Origin of the sequence: Deinococcus hopiensis KR-140 (assembly GCF_900176165.1) — a bacterium.
Taxonomy (GTDB): Bacteria; Deinococcota; Deinococci; order Deinococcales; family Deinococcaceae; genus Deinococcus; species Deinococcus hopiensis.
In genome coordinates this window covers 2,685,169-2,699,813 of sequence record NZ_FWWU01000009.1, presented here as the reverse complement: position 1 = coordinate 2,699,813, position 14,645 = coordinate 2,685,169, and the positions used below count along the sequence as shown (strand labels likewise).

Below are 14,645 nucleotides of genomic sequence, written 5' to 3'. Positions count from 1 at the left end.
TGGGGCAGCGGCCTGCGCCTGATCGGCAGTGGGCCCCTGGGCCAGGCCGGGGAGCCCGGAGCGCATGGGCCAAGCTCCGGGGTGCGGTACGCTGCCCACATGCGTCTTCTGGCGGGTGTGGTGACGTTGGCTTTGTCTGGAGTGGCTTCGGCAGCTGGGTGTACGGGCACGGGAGCGCCGCCCGCCTGGGCCGGACCGGGCGTGTACCGGGGCACGCTGGGCGGCCAGCCAGTCGCCCTTGAGCTTCGCAAAGAAGACGGGCAACTGGTGGGCGCGTACTTCTACGAGCGCAAGGGCACAGACCTTCCCCTCACGTTGAAGCATCGCGGTGACGCCCTGCTGGCGCAGGAAGAGGTGTGGGGCGGCCCGGCGAACGGGACCCGGGTGACGGGTTGCCTGAACTTGAAAGCCAACGGAACGGGACTGGAAGGGCAGTGGATCAGCTCTGACGGCAAACGGACCCTGCCCGTCCACCTCGCGCTGCTGGACGTGACGCGGTTGCTTCTGAAGTTGCCCGATTCGCCAGGGTTGCGGAAGATGCGGGCTTCAACACCGCTCGCCTTCCTCAAGCTCAACCGGCCCTGGCAGACGGTGGCGGGCGGGAAGAATGTGGTGGAGCCCTTCAGCGGCGTAACCTATCCCCGCATCCCGGGCGGAAGTGCGGCGCTCAACGCCGCCCTGCAAGACCGGCACCTCAAGCACGCTGCCGACGCGCTCGACTGCCGCGCCCGGCTGGGAGACCTGCGGGACGAGGGCTACACGCTGAAGGCCCAAGTCACTTTCCAGGGCGCACGGCTGCTCAGCGTGTTCGAGAACGTGGCGTACTTCTGCGGCGGCGCGCACCCGGACGCCTTTGACCAGGGGGTGATTCTGGACAGGACGACGGGGCGGTCCGTCCAGGTGGAGACCCTCTGGCCGGGGCTCACGCCCGCCCGGCTGAAGCAGGCCTATGTGGGCCGCACCGTCACCACCGACGGGGAATGCCGCCAAGTGCTGGCTGAGATGTCCCCCGAGTTCACGGCCCACCTCACCCCTGCAGGACTCGCAGTGACCCCGAATGGCCTGCCCCACGTCGTCTTCGCCTGTGCCGAGACGGTGACCCTGCCCTTTGCCAGGCTGCGCACCTACGCTGATCCAAGGGGACCTTACTTCCGCGAGTTGTATCCGCAGTAAGGCAGAGGGTCTGACCGCCAGAGCGCGCGTCTCCAGCAGTCAGACCGTTGAAGCTTCAGAGCGTCAGACGCTCTGCTTGAGCCTGGCCGAGACCTCTACCAGTCGGCGGGCCTGGTGGCGGATGGTGGCCTTGTCTTCCTCGCTGAGCGGCTGACCGTTGGCCGTCACGCTCGCGCCGTAGGGGTTGCCGCCTGAGGCGAAGATGGCGGGATTGGTGTAGCCCGGCGTCACGATGATGCTGCCCCAGTGCATCGCGGTGATGTAGAGCGTCTGGAGCGTGGTTTCCTGCCCACCATTGGGATTTTGCGCGCTCGTCATCGCGGAAAAACCCTTGTTCGCCAGCGCGCCCGTGGCCCACAGGCCGCCCAGCGTATCGATATAGGCCCGAATCTGGCTCGCCGCGCCACCAAAACGGGTGGGCGAACTGAACAGGATGGCGTCGGCGTTCTCCAGATCGGCGGGCGTGGCCTCGGGCACGTGGGCGCTGCGCTCCTGCTGGGCCTTCCAGGCGTCTTGCGAGTTCACCACTTCCTGCGGGGCCGTCTCGCGCGCCTTCACGATGCGGACCTCTGCCCCGGCTTCCCGCGCCGCCTCGGCCGCCACCTCGGCCATCTGATGGTTCGTGCCGTAGGTCGAGTAGTACACGATGGTCAGCCGTACTGGCGTTGGATTCGTCATGCCGCCGAGGGTAAGCCTTTCCGTCAGACAATTCAACGTTAAAGAGTTCCGAACTTCTCTGCTTCTCGGTGGGCGGCGTTCACAACCAGTTCATGGCGTCTCCCTGCGCCCTTCACGGTCCCCGGCTTACCTTCTGGGCACGCGGGAAGACGAGGGTTTCCCCGCGCATCAGAGAGGAGAATTATGGACGTCATCATCAACAATTCCACCCCCGCCCAGATCGTTCCCCAGACCTATACCCCGTATGCCCTGCCGCAGGGCCACGGCCCGGGTTTTCACGGGCATGACGGCCCCGGCTTCTTCCCGTTGCTGCTGGTCATCGGCGCGGTGGTCTTCTTCCGCCGCAGGATGGGTCAGCATTTCGTGAATCGCCGCGAACTGGCGGGGCACGGCCCTTCGGGCAAGGTCGGCGAAGACGTGCGCGACACCTTCCGCCGAAGCCGCGAGCGCTTTTTTGGAGACGGCGCGCTGGACATCGCCCGTGAGCGCTACGCCCGGGGCGAGATCAACGCCGGCGAGTACGAGGCGTTGCGCCGGACCCTCAGTGGCGAGGAGCAGGAGACCCCCCGGTCCGGTGGTGCGGCGGCTGACGGTGACGGCCTGAAGCGCTGAGCGCTGGGAAAGCCCCCTTCCCCCATCTTGACCCAGGCCCTCGCTCCCGCAGCGCTGCGCCAGTCCTTTCAGACCGGGAGGGTCAAAAAGCCCGTTGACCCTCCCGGTCTGAAAGAATGCCCCCACGCCATGACCATTTCCCTATGACCACCATCCTGATCGTCGAGGACGAGGCGCGGCTCGCACAGATTCTGGAAGACTACCTGCGCCGGGAAGGTTTTCAGACCGAGCGTGCCGCCACCGGTACCCGCGCCCTGCAACTGTGGCGGGCGGCGCGCCCCGCCCTGATGCTGCTGGACCTGATGCTGCCTGAACTCGACGGCCTGGAGGTGGCGCGCCGGGTACGCGCCGAGTCGGACCTGCCCATCATCATGCTGACCGCCCGCGACGAGGAGGTGGACCGGCTGGTGGGCCTCGGCATTGGCGCGGACGACTACGTGGTCAAGCCCTACAGTCCGCGCGAGGTGGTGGCGCGCGTGAAGGCGGTGCTGCGCCGGGCTGGGGGCCAAATCTCGCCGCCCAGTGTGCTGCACGCCGGGCCCCTCCGGGTGGACGCCGCGAGCTATCAGGTGCAGCTGGACGGCCAGGCGCTGGACCTCACCGCCGCCGAGGTTCGGCTGCTCGCCCTGCTGGCCCGAGAACCCGGCGCCGTCCGCACCCGTGCGGAACTGCTCGCGGCCCTTGGCGGCCTGGAGCGCGGCACCGACGAGCGTACGGTGGACGCCCACGTCAAGAACCTGCGGCGCAAGTTTGGCGCGGGTGAGGGCCTGCTGGATACGGTGCGCGGCGTGGGCTACCGCTTGAAGGTCACGTGAGCGGGTTTCGGGGCCGGGAACCGCGGGAGCGCCTGCGGGCGCAGTGGCAGGGCGCCCTCCTTCCCCACAACTCCCGTCACCGCAAATTCCGCTCCCGGGCGCACCGCCGTCGCCGGGGCCTGCGCGCCCGCCTGACGCGGATGTTTGCGCTGGTGGCCATCCTGGCCGTCATGCTCACCACCTTCCTGACGGTCGGAACGACGTTTCGCGTTCTGGCACAGGTCTGGCCCGGGGTGGCGGCGGGTGGGAACAGCGGGGCGAGCCGGCAGACCCGGGCAGCTCCCTGGACCATTCCCGGGCAAGACGTGGCCTGGGAGCGCGCAGCAGCGGACGCCGGGCACACGATTATGCGGAGCGCGGTTCAGTCGGCGCTGCTCAGCGCGCTGTTGGCGGCGTTTGTGGCGGCGGCCGTTACCCGGCAGCTCACCCGGCCCCTCGTGCGGCTGGCGGAGGGCGCGCGGCAGCTGCAGGCAGGGGACCGTTCGGTGCAGCTTCCGGTGCCCCGATATCACGACGAGTTGCGCGAACTGACCCTGACCTTCAACGACCTCACCACCAGCCTCGCCCGGCAGGAGGCGTGGCGGCGCGGGCTGGTGGCCGACATTGCCCACGATCTCCGCACACCTCTGTCCGTTATGCGCTCGGAGATCGAAGCCATGCAGGACGGCGTGCAGCCCGTCAGCGACGCAGCCCTGGGGCGGCTGCACGGCGAGGTGCTGCTGCTCGCCCGCCTCGTCACAGACCTGCGGACCCTCTCGCTGGCGGAGGGCGGGGCACTGGGCCTGCGGTTGGAGTGGCTGGAGGCCGCTGCGGTGCTGGAGACGCTGGCGGAGGCGTATGCCTTGCGCGCCGCCGACGTGGGGGTGACGCTGAGCGTGCTGGCTCCCCAGCCGGTCGTCTCCCTTCACGCGGACCCGGACCGGCTGCGGCAGGCACTCCAGAACCTGCTGGACAATGCGTTACGCTACGCGGCCCCCGGAACGGTGGAACTTCGGGCCTGGACGGAGGAGGACGCAGCCTGCCTCAGCGTCCGCGACCACGGCCCCGGCTTTGGCCCCGATGACCTTGCGCGCGCGTTCGAGCGCTTCTACCGCGCGGACGCCAGCCGCACCCGCGATCCGCAGGGGCGCGCCAGCAGTGGCCTTGGCCTCGCCATCGCCCGCGCACTCGCGGAGGCCCAGGGCGGACAGCTCACGGCCCGCAACCACCCGGAGGGAGGCGCGGAATTCACCCTACGTTTTCCTTCCGCCCTGACCGCTAAACCCTGACGGCTTGCTCCTCACACCCGAATGACGACCCGCGCCTTGTCGTTTTCCAGATGCACCGTATCGATAAAGCGCACCACCCGGCTGGCGTAACCCATGACCAGCGTGTGCGTCCGTGCCCCGCCGCCAAAGCGCCGCACACCGTTGAGCAGTTCGCCGTAGGTAATGCCCGTTGCGCTGAACACGATCTGCCCACCAGAGGCGAGTTCGTCCGTTTTGTAGACCTTGTGCTCGTCCACGCCCATCAGGGCGAAGCGCGCGCGCATGTCGTCGTCCTCGGCGATAAATCGGCCCTGAATCTCTGCTCCGAGGCACTTCATCGCCGCCGCCGACAGCACCCCTTCCGGCGCGCCACCCGAGCCCATCAGCGCGTGAACGCCCGTGCCACGCACCCCCACCGCAAGGCTCGCCACCACGTCGCCGTCGCCGATCAACTTGACCCGCGCGCCTGCCTCCCGCACCCGGCGAATCAGCTCCGCGTGACGCTCGCGGTCCAGGATGGTCACGAGCAGGTCCCGCACCTCGCGGTCCAGGCTCTGGGCGAGGGCGGCGAGGTTGGCCTCCACCGGCCACTCCAGATGCACCCGTCCGGCAGCGGGAGGCGGAACCACCAGTTTGTCCATGTAGCAGTCGGGCGCGTGCATCAGCCCGCCGCGCTCCGAGAGGGCGATCACCGCGAGGCCGTTGGGCAGGCCCTTGGCGGTCACGGAGGTGCCTTCCACCGGGTCCACGGCGATATCCACCTCGTACTGCCCGCGTCCGAGTTCTTCACCGATGTAGAGCATGGGGGCCTCGTCCATCTCGCCCTCGCCGATCACCACCCGGCCGCGGATGTCCAGGGAGTTGAGCAGTTCGCGCATCGCCTCGGTGCCCGCGCCGTCCACCGCATTCTTGTCGCCCATGCCCACCCAGCGGCTGGCGGCGAGCGCCGCGCCTTCTGTAACCCGCGCCGTCTCCAGCACGAGGGCATGCTCGAAATTGTTCGCCTGTGTTCCCCTGCTCAACCCCGCCCGGCCTTGACCCGTCATGCCCGGACCCTAGCATGACTCACCAAAAAGCAGCGCCGGGAGCGGTTCCAGCCTGTTCCCCCACTGGGGATCAGCGCAGCACGCCCGCCCAGACCAGCAGCAGCCACAGCACCACGGGAATCGCCAGCGAGCCGACGATGAGTTTGAGGAGCCTCCACCAGTCGTTCAGAAACTCGCGCATGAGGCGAGGGTAGCAGGGGAGGGAAGGAGGTGTCGGGGAGGGGCGTTACAGGAAGCAGATAAGGAGTTTCTTAACGGCCTGGCCTTGTGGGAGTTTCAAAAGTCGCCCTTAGACTGCCAGGCATGAGTGTCCACGAACTCGCCGGGAAGCCCGCTCCACAAGCCCTCCTCACCAACATTCCCCGGCTGGTGGCGCACTACTACGAAACCCGCCCCGATCCGGCCAACCCTGCCCAGCGCGTCGCCTTTGGCACCAGCGGACACCGGGGCACGTCGTTGAACGGCTCCTTCAACGAGGCCCATATCCTTGCTGTCGCGCAGGCCGTGGCCGAACACCGCGCCGCTCAGGGCATCACCGGGCCGCTGTATATGGGGCTGGATACGCACGCCCTCTCCGAACCCGCGTGGATCACGGCCCTGCAGGTGCTCGTCGCCAACGGGGTACAGGTGCGGGCGCAACCGGGCTTTTTCACCCCCACGCCCCTTGTCAGCCACGCGGTCCTCAACCACAACCGCTCAGGGCAGGGTGGCGCGGCGGACGGCATCGTCATCACCCCCAGCCACAACCCCCCCCAGGACGGCGGCTTCAAGTACAACCCCCCGAGCGGTGGCCCTGCCGACACCGATATCACGAAGGCGGTACAGGACCGGGCAAACGCGCTGCTCTCGGACGGGTTGAGGAAGGTGAGGCGCGTGTCTCTCGACGACGCGGTGGCCGCCCTGAACCCCTTCGATTTTGTCTCCCCGTATGTCTCTGAGCTCGGTCAGGTGGTGGACCTGGACGCCATCCGCCACAGCGGCGTTCGCCTCGGCGTCGATCCGCTTGGTGGCGCGAGCCTGCCCGTATGGGAGGCGATCAGGGCGGCGCATGGCCTGAACCTCACCATCGTAAACGGGCGTATTGACCCTGCCTTCGCCTTTATGAGCGTGGACAAGGACGGCAAGATTCGCATGGACTGCTCCAGCCCCTACGCCATGGCGAGCCTGCTGCGCCTCAAGGACGACTTCGACGTGGCCGTGGGCAACGATCCCGATGCGGACCGCCACGGCATTGTCACAGCGGACGGCCTGATGAACCCCAACCACTACCTCGCCGTGATGATCGATTACCTCTTCCAGAACCGCCCCGGCTGGAGCTCGGACGCGGGCGTGGGCAAGACGCTGGTGTCGAGCGCCCTCATTGACCGCGTAGGCGCGGGGGTAGGCCGCCGGGTGGTGGAGGTGCCCGTGGGCTTCAAATACTTTGTGGACGGTCTGCTGACTGGAACTTTGGGCTTTGGCGGCGAGGAGTCGGCGGGCGCGAGTTTCCTACGGCGAGACGGCGGGGCCTGGAGCACCGACAAGGACGGCCTGGTTCCCGGCCTCCTCGCCGCCGAGATCACCGCGAAGACGGGGCAGACGCCCTCCCAGCGCTTCGCGGCCCTGACCGAGAAGTATGGCGCGACGGCCTATGACCGCCAGGACGCTCCCGCAAACGCCGCACAGAAGAAGGTGCTGGCGAATCTCAGCCCCGAGCAGGTCGCGGCGTCTACGCTGGCAGGCGATCCCATCACCGCCAAATTGACCCGCGCCCCTGGCAACGGGGAGAGCATCGGTGGCCTGAAAGTCACCACGGCGCAGGCGTGGTTCGCCGCCCGGCCCAGCGGCACCGAGGACGTGTACAAGATTTACGCCGAGAGCTTTAGGGGCGCAGATCACCTCACGCAGGTGATGGCAGAGGCCCGCGAAGTCGTGGCCGCCGCCTTCCAGGCCGGGGGCGCGGGGTGAGTGGGGTGCCGGAACATACCGTCGTCACCCGCGAGGAGATCACCGATGTGGAGTTCGATTGGTTTGCCGCTGACACGCAGGGCCACGTCGCGCAATTTCTGGCGGCGGGCGATCCCCACGTGCCGGAAGCGGCCCTCGCCTCCGAGGAGTTGCTCGAGGCCGTCCATGTGTGGATCGACACCCGTCCCGAGCGTGAGGAACCGAACGCCCCGGCGGGAGGCTTCGACGAACACCTCACGCCCCCCCAGCGCCGGGGAGCCTACGTCTATGACCACGTGCCGGAGGAGCCGGGCGTGTACCGCCTGGTGGCCGCACCGCGTCAACCGTTGAAGCTCGAAGAGTTTCCCGAGCGGCTGCGCTCCTATCTGCTTGGCTTGATCCTGCCCACAGTCTTTGGGGCGGGGCGGATACGGGTGGGGGAAGACGGAAAGGCGGAAGCGCTGCAGGGCTGATTTCCCCCTGTGCTCCTGTGGGACTGCTGCTCTGCAAGCAGCTCTGCGGGTCCGCAGGAGGGCGGGCGGCGCTCAAGATGGAGCTGGTGGGGTCTCCGAGGCGCGAAACCGCCCAACAGTGGCAGGCCTGCCCTATCCTTGCGCCCCCACCCCAAGAAGCGCTATGCTACTTCGGTTGAAAACTGCCCCGGTACAGGGTTGCACCAGGGGGGTTTTTCGGCACGCCACTTTCCGCGCTGATGCTGACAGCCGTTGCGAAGTGCGCTGATCACCTCAGGCCCAAATGCCAACCCGACCCGCTCCCCACGCATCCACGCTTTGGTGTGGGCGGGACTCCATGCGGCGCTCCGGTACCGCGTAAACCATCCGAAAGAGGAGTGATTCACCCTGCCTACCACCCAGCAACTGCTCCGTAAGGGGCGCGCGACGCTCCAGAAGAAGAGCAAGGTTCCGGCCCTCAAGGGCAGCCCCTTCCGCCGTGGCGTCTGCACCGTTGTGAAGACCACCACGCCCAAGAAGCCCAACTCGGCGCTTCGCAAGATCGCCCGCGTGCGCCTTTCCAGCGGCTTTGAAGTGACCGCCTACATTCCTGGCGAAGGCCACAACCTCCAGGAGCACAGCGTCGTGCTGATCCGCGGCGGCCGTGTGAAGGACCTGCCCGGCGTGCGCTACCACATCGTGCGCGGCTCGCTCGACACCCAGGGCGTGAAGGACCGCAACAAGAGCCGTTCCAAGTACGGCACCAAGAAGCCCAAGGCTGGCGCTGCCGCCGCGGGCGCGAAGAAGAAGTAACCCTTCCGCGTCGCTGAGGCGGGGAGAGGTTACGGACCCCCCGCCCACGCGCGGCAGGCGGTCCGCCCCCAGGGGGTGAGGCCCATGTACCAGGTTGAGCTGTACCGAATCGATCCCGAACGCTAAAACGCGCGTTCGTTTCTAAGGAGTCAAGATGGCACGTCGCCGCAGAGCAGAAGTGCGCCCCATCCAGCCGGACCTGGTCTACCAGGACGTGCTGGTGAGCGCGATGATCAACCGCATCATGGAAGACGGCAAGAAGAACCTCGCCAGCCGCATCTTCTACGGAGCCATGAAGCTCGTGCAGGAGCGCACCGGCCAGGAGTCGCTGAAGATTTTCAAGCAGGCCTTTGACAACGTCAAACCCCGCGTTGAAGTCCGCAGCCGCCGCGTCGGTGGGTCCACCTACCAGGTGCCCGTCGAGGTCAGCGCCCGCCGTCAGCAGAGCCTGACGCTGCGTTGGATGATGAGCGCCGTGGAAGGCCGCCCCGAGCGCACCGCCATCGAGCGCTTGGCGGGCGAAATCATGGACGCCGCGCAGGGCCGTGGCGGAGCCATCAAGAAAAAAGACGACGTGGAGCGTATGGCGGAAGCCAACCGCGCTTACGCGCACTACCGCTGGTAATCCCCGGCGAAGGGGCGCTGGCCCCGAGAACCGAGCGGAGCGAGAAGGGATAGAAAGCGGGACCCGCGTAACCGAGCGGCAAGCGGCGCATTTCCGATTGCTGCGCAGTGGAGCGGGACCCGCGGAAGCCGGAATACTCCGGCACGCCCCAACGCGGACAGCGGCCTTTTTCGGCAGGCTGTCCCGTTTCGCTGAAAACCAGAGGTTGACCTTACGGTGACGCAGCCCGTCACTCGCCAGAATCAGGGAGTCTTATGACCACCAAAGCCCAGAGCTACCTCACCCACTTCCGCAACATCGGGATTGCCGCGCACATCGACGCGGGCAAGACCACGACCACCGAGCGCATCCTGTACTACACCGGGCGCACCCACAACATCGGCGAGGTGCACGACGGCGCCGCGACGATGGACTGGATGGAGCAGGAGCGCGAGCGCGGCATCACCATCACCGCCGCCGCCACAACCGCCAAGTGGAAGCGCAGCGGCACCGACCAGGAGTACGTCGTCAACATCATCGACACCCCCGGTCACGTGGACTTCACGATCGAGGTGGAGCGCTCCATGCGTGTGCTCGACGGTGCTGTCGCCGTGTTCGACTCCTCGCAGGGCGTGGAGCCCCAGTCGGAAACCGTGTGGCGTCAGGCCGACCGTTACGGCGTGCCCCGCATCGCGTTCTCCAACAAGATGGACAAGACCGGCGCTTCGTTCGAACTGGTGCTGAACGATATCCGCGAGCGCCTCGGTGCGATTCCCGCGCCCATCCAGTACCCGATGGGCCAGGAAAGCGACTTCAAGGGCATCATCGACATCGTGCGTCAGCGCGCACACTTCTACACCAACGACCTCGGCACCGATATCGAAGAGACCGACGTGCCCGCCGAGTTCGCCGACAAGGTGACCGAGATGCGCGCCCAGCTTATTGAGGCGGCGGCCGAGGTCGACGAAGACCTGATGATGATGTACCTGGAAGGCGAGGAGCCCAGCGTTGAGCAGCTGGTGTTCGCGCTGCGTAAGGGCACCATCGAGCAGAAGATCTTCCCGGTGCTGTGCGGCTCGGCCCTGAAGAACAAGGGCGTTCAGCTGCTGCTCGACGCCGTGATCGACTACCTGCCCAGCCCCCTGGAAGTCCCCGCGATCAAGGGCCGCCTGGAAGACAGCGAGGAGACCACCGAGTTCCCCGCCGATCCCGAAGGCAAGCTGGCCGCGCTGGCGTTCAAGATCATGGCCGACCCCTACGTGGGCCGCCTGACCTTCGTGCGCATCTACTCGGGCACCCTCCAGAGCGGCAGCTACGTGTACAACGCCTCAAAGGACAAGCGTGACCGCGTGGGCCGACTGCTGAAGATGCACGCCAACAGCCGCGAGGAAGTGGCCGAACTGAAGGCCGGCGAGCTCGGCGCCGTGATCGGCCTGAAGGACGCGGGGACCGGCAACACCTTGATTGGCGACGGCGACGACCGCGTGCTGCTCGAAAGCATCGACGTGCCCGAGCCCGTCATCAAGCTTGCCATCGAGCCCAAGACCAAGGCCGATCAGGAAAAGATGGGCATTGGCCTGCAAAAGCTTGCGGAAGAAGACCCCACCTTCCGCGTGGAGTCCGACCAGGAGTCTGGCCAGACCACCATCTCGGGCATGGGTGAGCTTCACCTGGAAATTCTGGTGGACCGCCTGCGCCGCGAGTACAAGGTGGAGGCCAACGTGGGCGCGCCCCAGGTGGCTTACCGCGAGACGATCACCCGTCCCGTCGACGTGGAAGGCAAGTTTGTTCGGCAGTCGGGCGGACGCGGGCAGTTCGGCCACGTCAAGATCAAGGCCGAGCCCCTCGAGCCCGGCGCGGGCTTTGTGTTCGAGAACGCCGTGGTGGGCGGCACCGTGCCCCGCGAGTTCGTCAACCCGGCCCAGAAGGGCATCGAGGAAGCGATGCAGAGCGGTCCCATGCTGGGCTTCCCCGTCGTGGACATGAAGGTCAGCCTGTACGACGGCTCGTACCACGAGGTGGACTCCTCGGAAATGGCGTTCAAGATCGCCGGTTCGATGGCCCTCAAGGAAGCCGTGCAGAAGGGCGCCCCCGCGCTGCTCGAACCCATCATGCGCGTCGAAGTCACCGTGCCCGAGGACTACATGGGCGATATCATCGGTGACCTCAACTCCCGCCGCGGTCAGATTCAGGGCATGGAAGCCCGCGGCAACGCCCAGATCGTGAAGGCCTTTGTGCCCCTCAGCGAGATGTTTGGCTACGCCACCGACATGCGTTCCATGACGCAGGGCCGCGCCTCCTACTCCATGTTCTTCGATCACTACGAGCAGGTGCCCAACAACCTCGCCCAGCAGCTGATGAAGAAGTAAGGCCCCAGGACTTGCAGGAAGAACCCGCCGCAGAGGCGGGTTTTTCCTTTGGTGTGGGCCACGGAAAGGGGGAGAGGCGCGGTACTCTACACCGTATGGATTCCCCGCTCTCTCAGAAATCTCTGCCCAATGGACCGAGGCCGCCGCGCCTGGCTTTTGTCACGGTGCCGCTGCTGATCAGCCTCTTTTACAACGCCCTTTCCCTGCTGACACTCCCCTTCTTGGGAGACAGCGTCAATACCCTGCTGGCCGATATGGGACAGGCCACTGGTCAGGCCATCGCTCCCCTGGATGCCGAGCAGATCACCGTCGTGCTCTGGACCTCCTTCGTTCTGCTTTCGGGCATCATCTTGCTGCTGTACTTCACCCGCCGCGGGGTGCTGGAAGGCCGCGCCTGGGGCCGGGTGGCCAGCATGGTCATCGCCGTGCTCAGCCTGCTGGCGTTTCCGCTGGGAACGGTGCTGGGCGTTGTGATGTTGATCGGCGCTTTTGACCGCGAGGTGCAGGCGTATACGCAGCGGTAACAGGCCTACAGCTCCCCGGGGGTTGATCCCCGCCTTCCTTCCTGATACCTTAGCAAGTCGGTGCGCCGGGAGCTTTACGGCCTTGAGCTGAACTTCCGCGCAACGTGCCAGCTTGGCGGGGACACTGCCCTGGCGGGAATCAACCCAATGTGGGATCACCCGCAAAAGCCCGATCAAAGGGTTTTTTCGCCGTGCCCACCGCTTGGAGGAGACATATCATGGCAAAAGGAACGTTTGAGCGGACGAAGCCCCACGTGAACGTGGGAACGATCGGGCACGTGGACCACGGGAAGACCACCCTCACGGCCGCGATCACCTTCACCGCCGCCGCTTCGGACCCGACCGTCGAAAAGCTCGCCTACGACCAGATCGACAAGGCCCCCGAAGAAAAAGCCCGTGGCATCACCATCAACACCGCCCACGTCGAGTACAACACCCCCACCCGTCACTACTCCCACGTTGACTGCCCCGGCCACGCCGACTACGTCAAAAACATGATCACGGGTGCGGCCCAGATGGACGGCGCCATCCTCGTCGTCTCCTCGGCGGACGGCCCCATGCCCCAGACCCGCGAGCACATCCTCCTCGCGCGTCAGGTCGGCGTGCCCTACATCGTCGTCTTTATGAACAAGGTCGACATGGTCGACGACGAAGAACTCCTCGAGCTCGTCGAGATGGAAGTCCGCGAACTGCTGAGCAAGTACGAGTTCCCCGGCGACGACCTTCCCGTCGTCAAGGGCAGCGCCCTCCAGGCCCTCGAAGCCCTCCAGAGCAACCCCAAGACCGCCCGCGGTGAAAACCAGTGGGTGGACAAGATCTGGGAACTGCTCGACGCCGTGGACTCCTACATCCCCACCCCCGAGCGCGCCACCGACAAGGCCTTTTTGATGCCCGTCGAAGACGTCTTCACCATCACCGGCCGCGGGACCGTCGCCACCGGCCGCGTTGAGCGCGGCGTCGTCAAGGTTCAGGACGAAGTCGAAATCATCGGCCTGACCGACACCCGCAAGACCACCGTCACGGGCATCGAAATGCACCGCAAGCTGCTCGATCAGGGCATGGCCGGCGACAACGTCGGTGTGCTGCTGCGCGGCGTCGCTCGCGACGACGTGGAGCGCGGCCAGGTGCTGGCCAAGCCCGGCAGCATCAAGCCCCACACCAAGTTCGAGGCCAGCGTGTACGTCTTGAGCAAGGACGAGGGTGGCCGTCACAGCGCGTTCTTCGGCGGCTACCGTCCGCAGTTCTACTTCCGCACGACGGACGTCACCGGCGTGGTGGAACTGGCCGAGGGCGTGGAAATGGTGATGCCCGGCGACAACGTGACCTTCACGGTGGAACTGATCAAGCCCATCGCCATGGAAGAAGGTCTGCGCTTCGCCATCCGCGAAGGTGGACGCACCGTCGGCGCTGGCGTCGTCGCCAAGGTCCTGGAGTAATACAAATGGTTGCCCCGAAGATCCGTATCAAACTGCGTGGCTTTGACCACAAGGCGCTGGACCAGTCCGCCTCCAAGATCGTGGACACGGTCCGGCGTACCGGGGCGGACGTGAGCGGTCCCGTGCCGCTCCCCACCCGCATCCGCCGCTTTACCGTGCTGCGCTCGCCCTTCAAGTACAAAGACAGCCGCGAGCACTTTGAGATCCGCACCCACAACCGTCTGGTGGACATCATGAACCCCACCAAGAAGACGATTGACTCGCTGATGACCCTCGATCTGCCCACGGGCGTGGACATCGAGATCAAGACCGTCGGGGGCCGCGCATGACCAAGGGCATCCTCGGCACCAAGATTGGCATGACCCAGATCTGGAAGGGCGACCGCGCCGTTCCGGTGACGGTCGTGCTGGCCGGGCCCTGCCCCGTCGTGCAGCGCAAGACCGCGCAGGCCGACGGCTACGAGGCCGTGCAGCTGGGCTTTGCACCCAAGAGTGAGAAGCGGGTCAACAAGCCGCAGCTCGGTCACTTCAAGAAGGCGGGCGTCTCGCCCGTGCGTTTCCTGCGCGAGTTTCGCGGCTTTGCGCCCGATGGCGACACCGTGAACGTGGACATCTTCGCCGAGGGCGAGAAGATCGACGCGACCGGTACCAGCAAGGGCAAGGGTTTCCAGGGCGTCATGAAGCGCTGGAACTTCGCCGGTGGTCCCGCGAGCCACGGCTCCAAGAAGTGGCACCGCCGTCCCGGCTCCATCGGCCAGCGCAAGACGCCCGGCCGCGTGTACAAGGGCAAGCGCATGGCCGGCCACATGGGCATGGACCGCGTGACCGTGCAGAACCTCGAAGTGGTCGAGGTGCGTGCGGACGAGAACATCATCCTCGTGAAGGGCGCGGTGCCTGGAGCGAACGGTGGGCTCGTGGTGCTGCGCCAGGCCGCCAAGGGAGGCAAGTAAG

Annotated in this window: 15 protein-coding genes; 13 read left to right on the top strand and 2 right to left on the bottom strand. The window is 66.4% G+C overall.

Going from position 1 to position 14,645, the window contains the following annotated elements; translation table 11 throughout:
• The first annotated feature begins 99 nt into the window (after window positions 1-99).
• A complete protein-coding gene (locus tag B9A95_RS26560) occupies window positions 100-1,173 on the top strand; it encodes a hypothetical protein (protein ID WP_245808504.1) in 1,074 nt (357 codons plus the stop codon).
• Between the two features lie 63 nt (window positions 1,174-1,236).
• Here B9A95_RS26560 and wrbA read toward each other — a convergent pair whose 3' ends face one another.
• On the bottom strand, window positions 1,237-1,851 hold the full coding sequence (wrbA, locus tag B9A95_RS26555) for an NAD(P)H:quinone oxidoreductase (protein WP_084049992.1): 615 nt from the start codon (window positions 1,849-1,851) through the stop codon (window positions 1,237-1,239).
• Window positions 1,852-2,034: 183 nt separating this feature from the next.
• On the opposite strand from wrbA, the gene B9A95_RS26550 reads away from it, so the two are divergent.
• From B9A95_RS26550 to B9A95_RS26540, 3 genes are all read left to right on the top strand, one after another.
• Window positions 2,035-2,463: an SHOCT domain-containing protein gene (locus B9A95_RS26550; protein WP_084049991.1), complete on the top strand. Its 429-nt coding sequence runs from the start codon at window positions 2,035-2,037 to the stop codon at window positions 2,461-2,463.
• 143 nt (window positions 2,464-2,606) lie between these two features.
• A complete protein-coding gene (locus B9A95_RS26545; protein ID WP_084049990.1) occupies window positions 2,607-3,278 on the top strand; it encodes a response regulator in 672 nt (223 codons plus the stop codon).
• Window positions 3,275-4,546, top strand: a complete 1,272-nt coding sequence (locus B9A95_RS26540) for a sensor histidine kinase (RefSeq protein WP_245808503.1) — start codon at window positions 3,275-3,277, stop codon at window positions 4,544-4,546. Before B9A95_RS26545 ends, B9A95_RS26540 begins: the two co-directional genes overlap by 4 nt.
• Window positions 4,547-4,557: 11 nt before the next feature.
• Here B9A95_RS26540 and glpX read toward each other — a convergent pair whose 3' ends face one another.
• Entirely contained in the window at window positions 4,558-5,571 is a 1,014-nt protein-coding gene (gene glpX / locus B9A95_RS26535) for a class II fructose-bisphosphatase (RefSeq protein WP_084049989.1), read from the bottom strand.
• A gap of 303 nt (window positions 5,572-5,874) precedes the next feature.
• Here glpX and pgm point away from each other — a divergent pair, with 303 nt between their 5' ends.
• From pgm to rplC, 9 genes are all read left to right on the top strand, one after another.
• Window positions 5,875-7,518: a phosphoglucomutase (alpha-D-glucose-1,6-bisphosphate-dependent) gene (pgm, locus tag B9A95_RS26530; protein ID WP_084049988.1), complete on the top strand. Its 1,644-nt coding sequence runs from the start codon at window positions 5,875-5,877 to the stop codon at window positions 7,516-7,518.
• A gap of 5 nt (window positions 7,519-7,523) precedes the next feature.
• Complete coding sequence (locus B9A95_RS26525; RefSeq protein WP_245808502.1) at window positions 7,524-7,970, top strand: hypothetical protein; 447 nt, start codon at window positions 7,524-7,526, stop codon at window positions 7,968-7,970.
• A 387-nt stretch (window positions 7,971-8,357) separates the two neighbouring features.
• Entirely contained in the window at window positions 8,358-8,762 is a 405-nt protein-coding gene (gene rpsL, locus B9A95_RS26520) for a 30S ribosomal protein S12 (RefSeq protein WP_026332367.1), read from the top strand.
• A gap of 154 nt (window positions 8,763-8,916) precedes the next feature.
• The gene (rpsG, locus tag B9A95_RS26515) at window positions 8,917-9,387 is read left to right on the top strand and encodes a 30S ribosomal protein S7 (RefSeq protein ID WP_084049986.1); all 471 of its coding nucleotides are present in this window, start codon (window positions 8,917-8,919) and stop codon (window positions 9,385-9,387) included.
• A gap of 254 nt (window positions 9,388-9,641) precedes the next feature.
• Window positions 9,642-11,735 carry an elongation factor G gene (gene fusA / locus B9A95_RS26510; RefSeq protein WP_084049985.1) on the top strand — a complete coding sequence of 698 codons (2,094 nt, stop codon included), beginning with the start codon at window positions 9,642-9,644 and terminating at the stop codon, window positions 11,733-11,735.
• A 95-nt stretch (window positions 11,736-11,830) separates the two neighbouring features.
• Entirely contained in the window at window positions 11,831-12,259 is a 429-nt protein-coding gene (locus B9A95_RS26505; RefSeq protein WP_084049984.1) for a hypothetical protein, read from the top strand.
• 218 nt (window positions 12,260-12,477) lie between these two features.
• Complete coding sequence (gene tuf / locus B9A95_RS26500) at window positions 12,478-13,695, top strand: elongation factor Tu (RefSeq protein WP_084049502.1); 1,218 nt, start codon at window positions 12,478-12,480, stop codon at window positions 13,693-13,695.
• Between the two features lie 5 nt (window positions 13,696-13,700).
• On the top strand, window positions 13,701-14,024 hold the full coding sequence (gene rpsJ, locus B9A95_RS26495) for a 30S ribosomal protein S10 (RefSeq protein ID WP_010886955.1): 324 nt from the start codon (window positions 13,701-13,703) through the stop codon (window positions 14,022-14,024).
• The gene (gene rplC / locus B9A95_RS26490; protein WP_084049983.1) at window positions 14,021-14,644 is read left to right on the top strand and encodes a 50S ribosomal protein L3; all 624 of its coding nucleotides are present in this window, start codon (window positions 14,021-14,023) and stop codon (window positions 14,642-14,644) included. Before rpsJ ends, rplC begins: the two co-directional genes overlap by 4 nt.
• Window position 14,645: the final 1 nt, after the last annotated feature.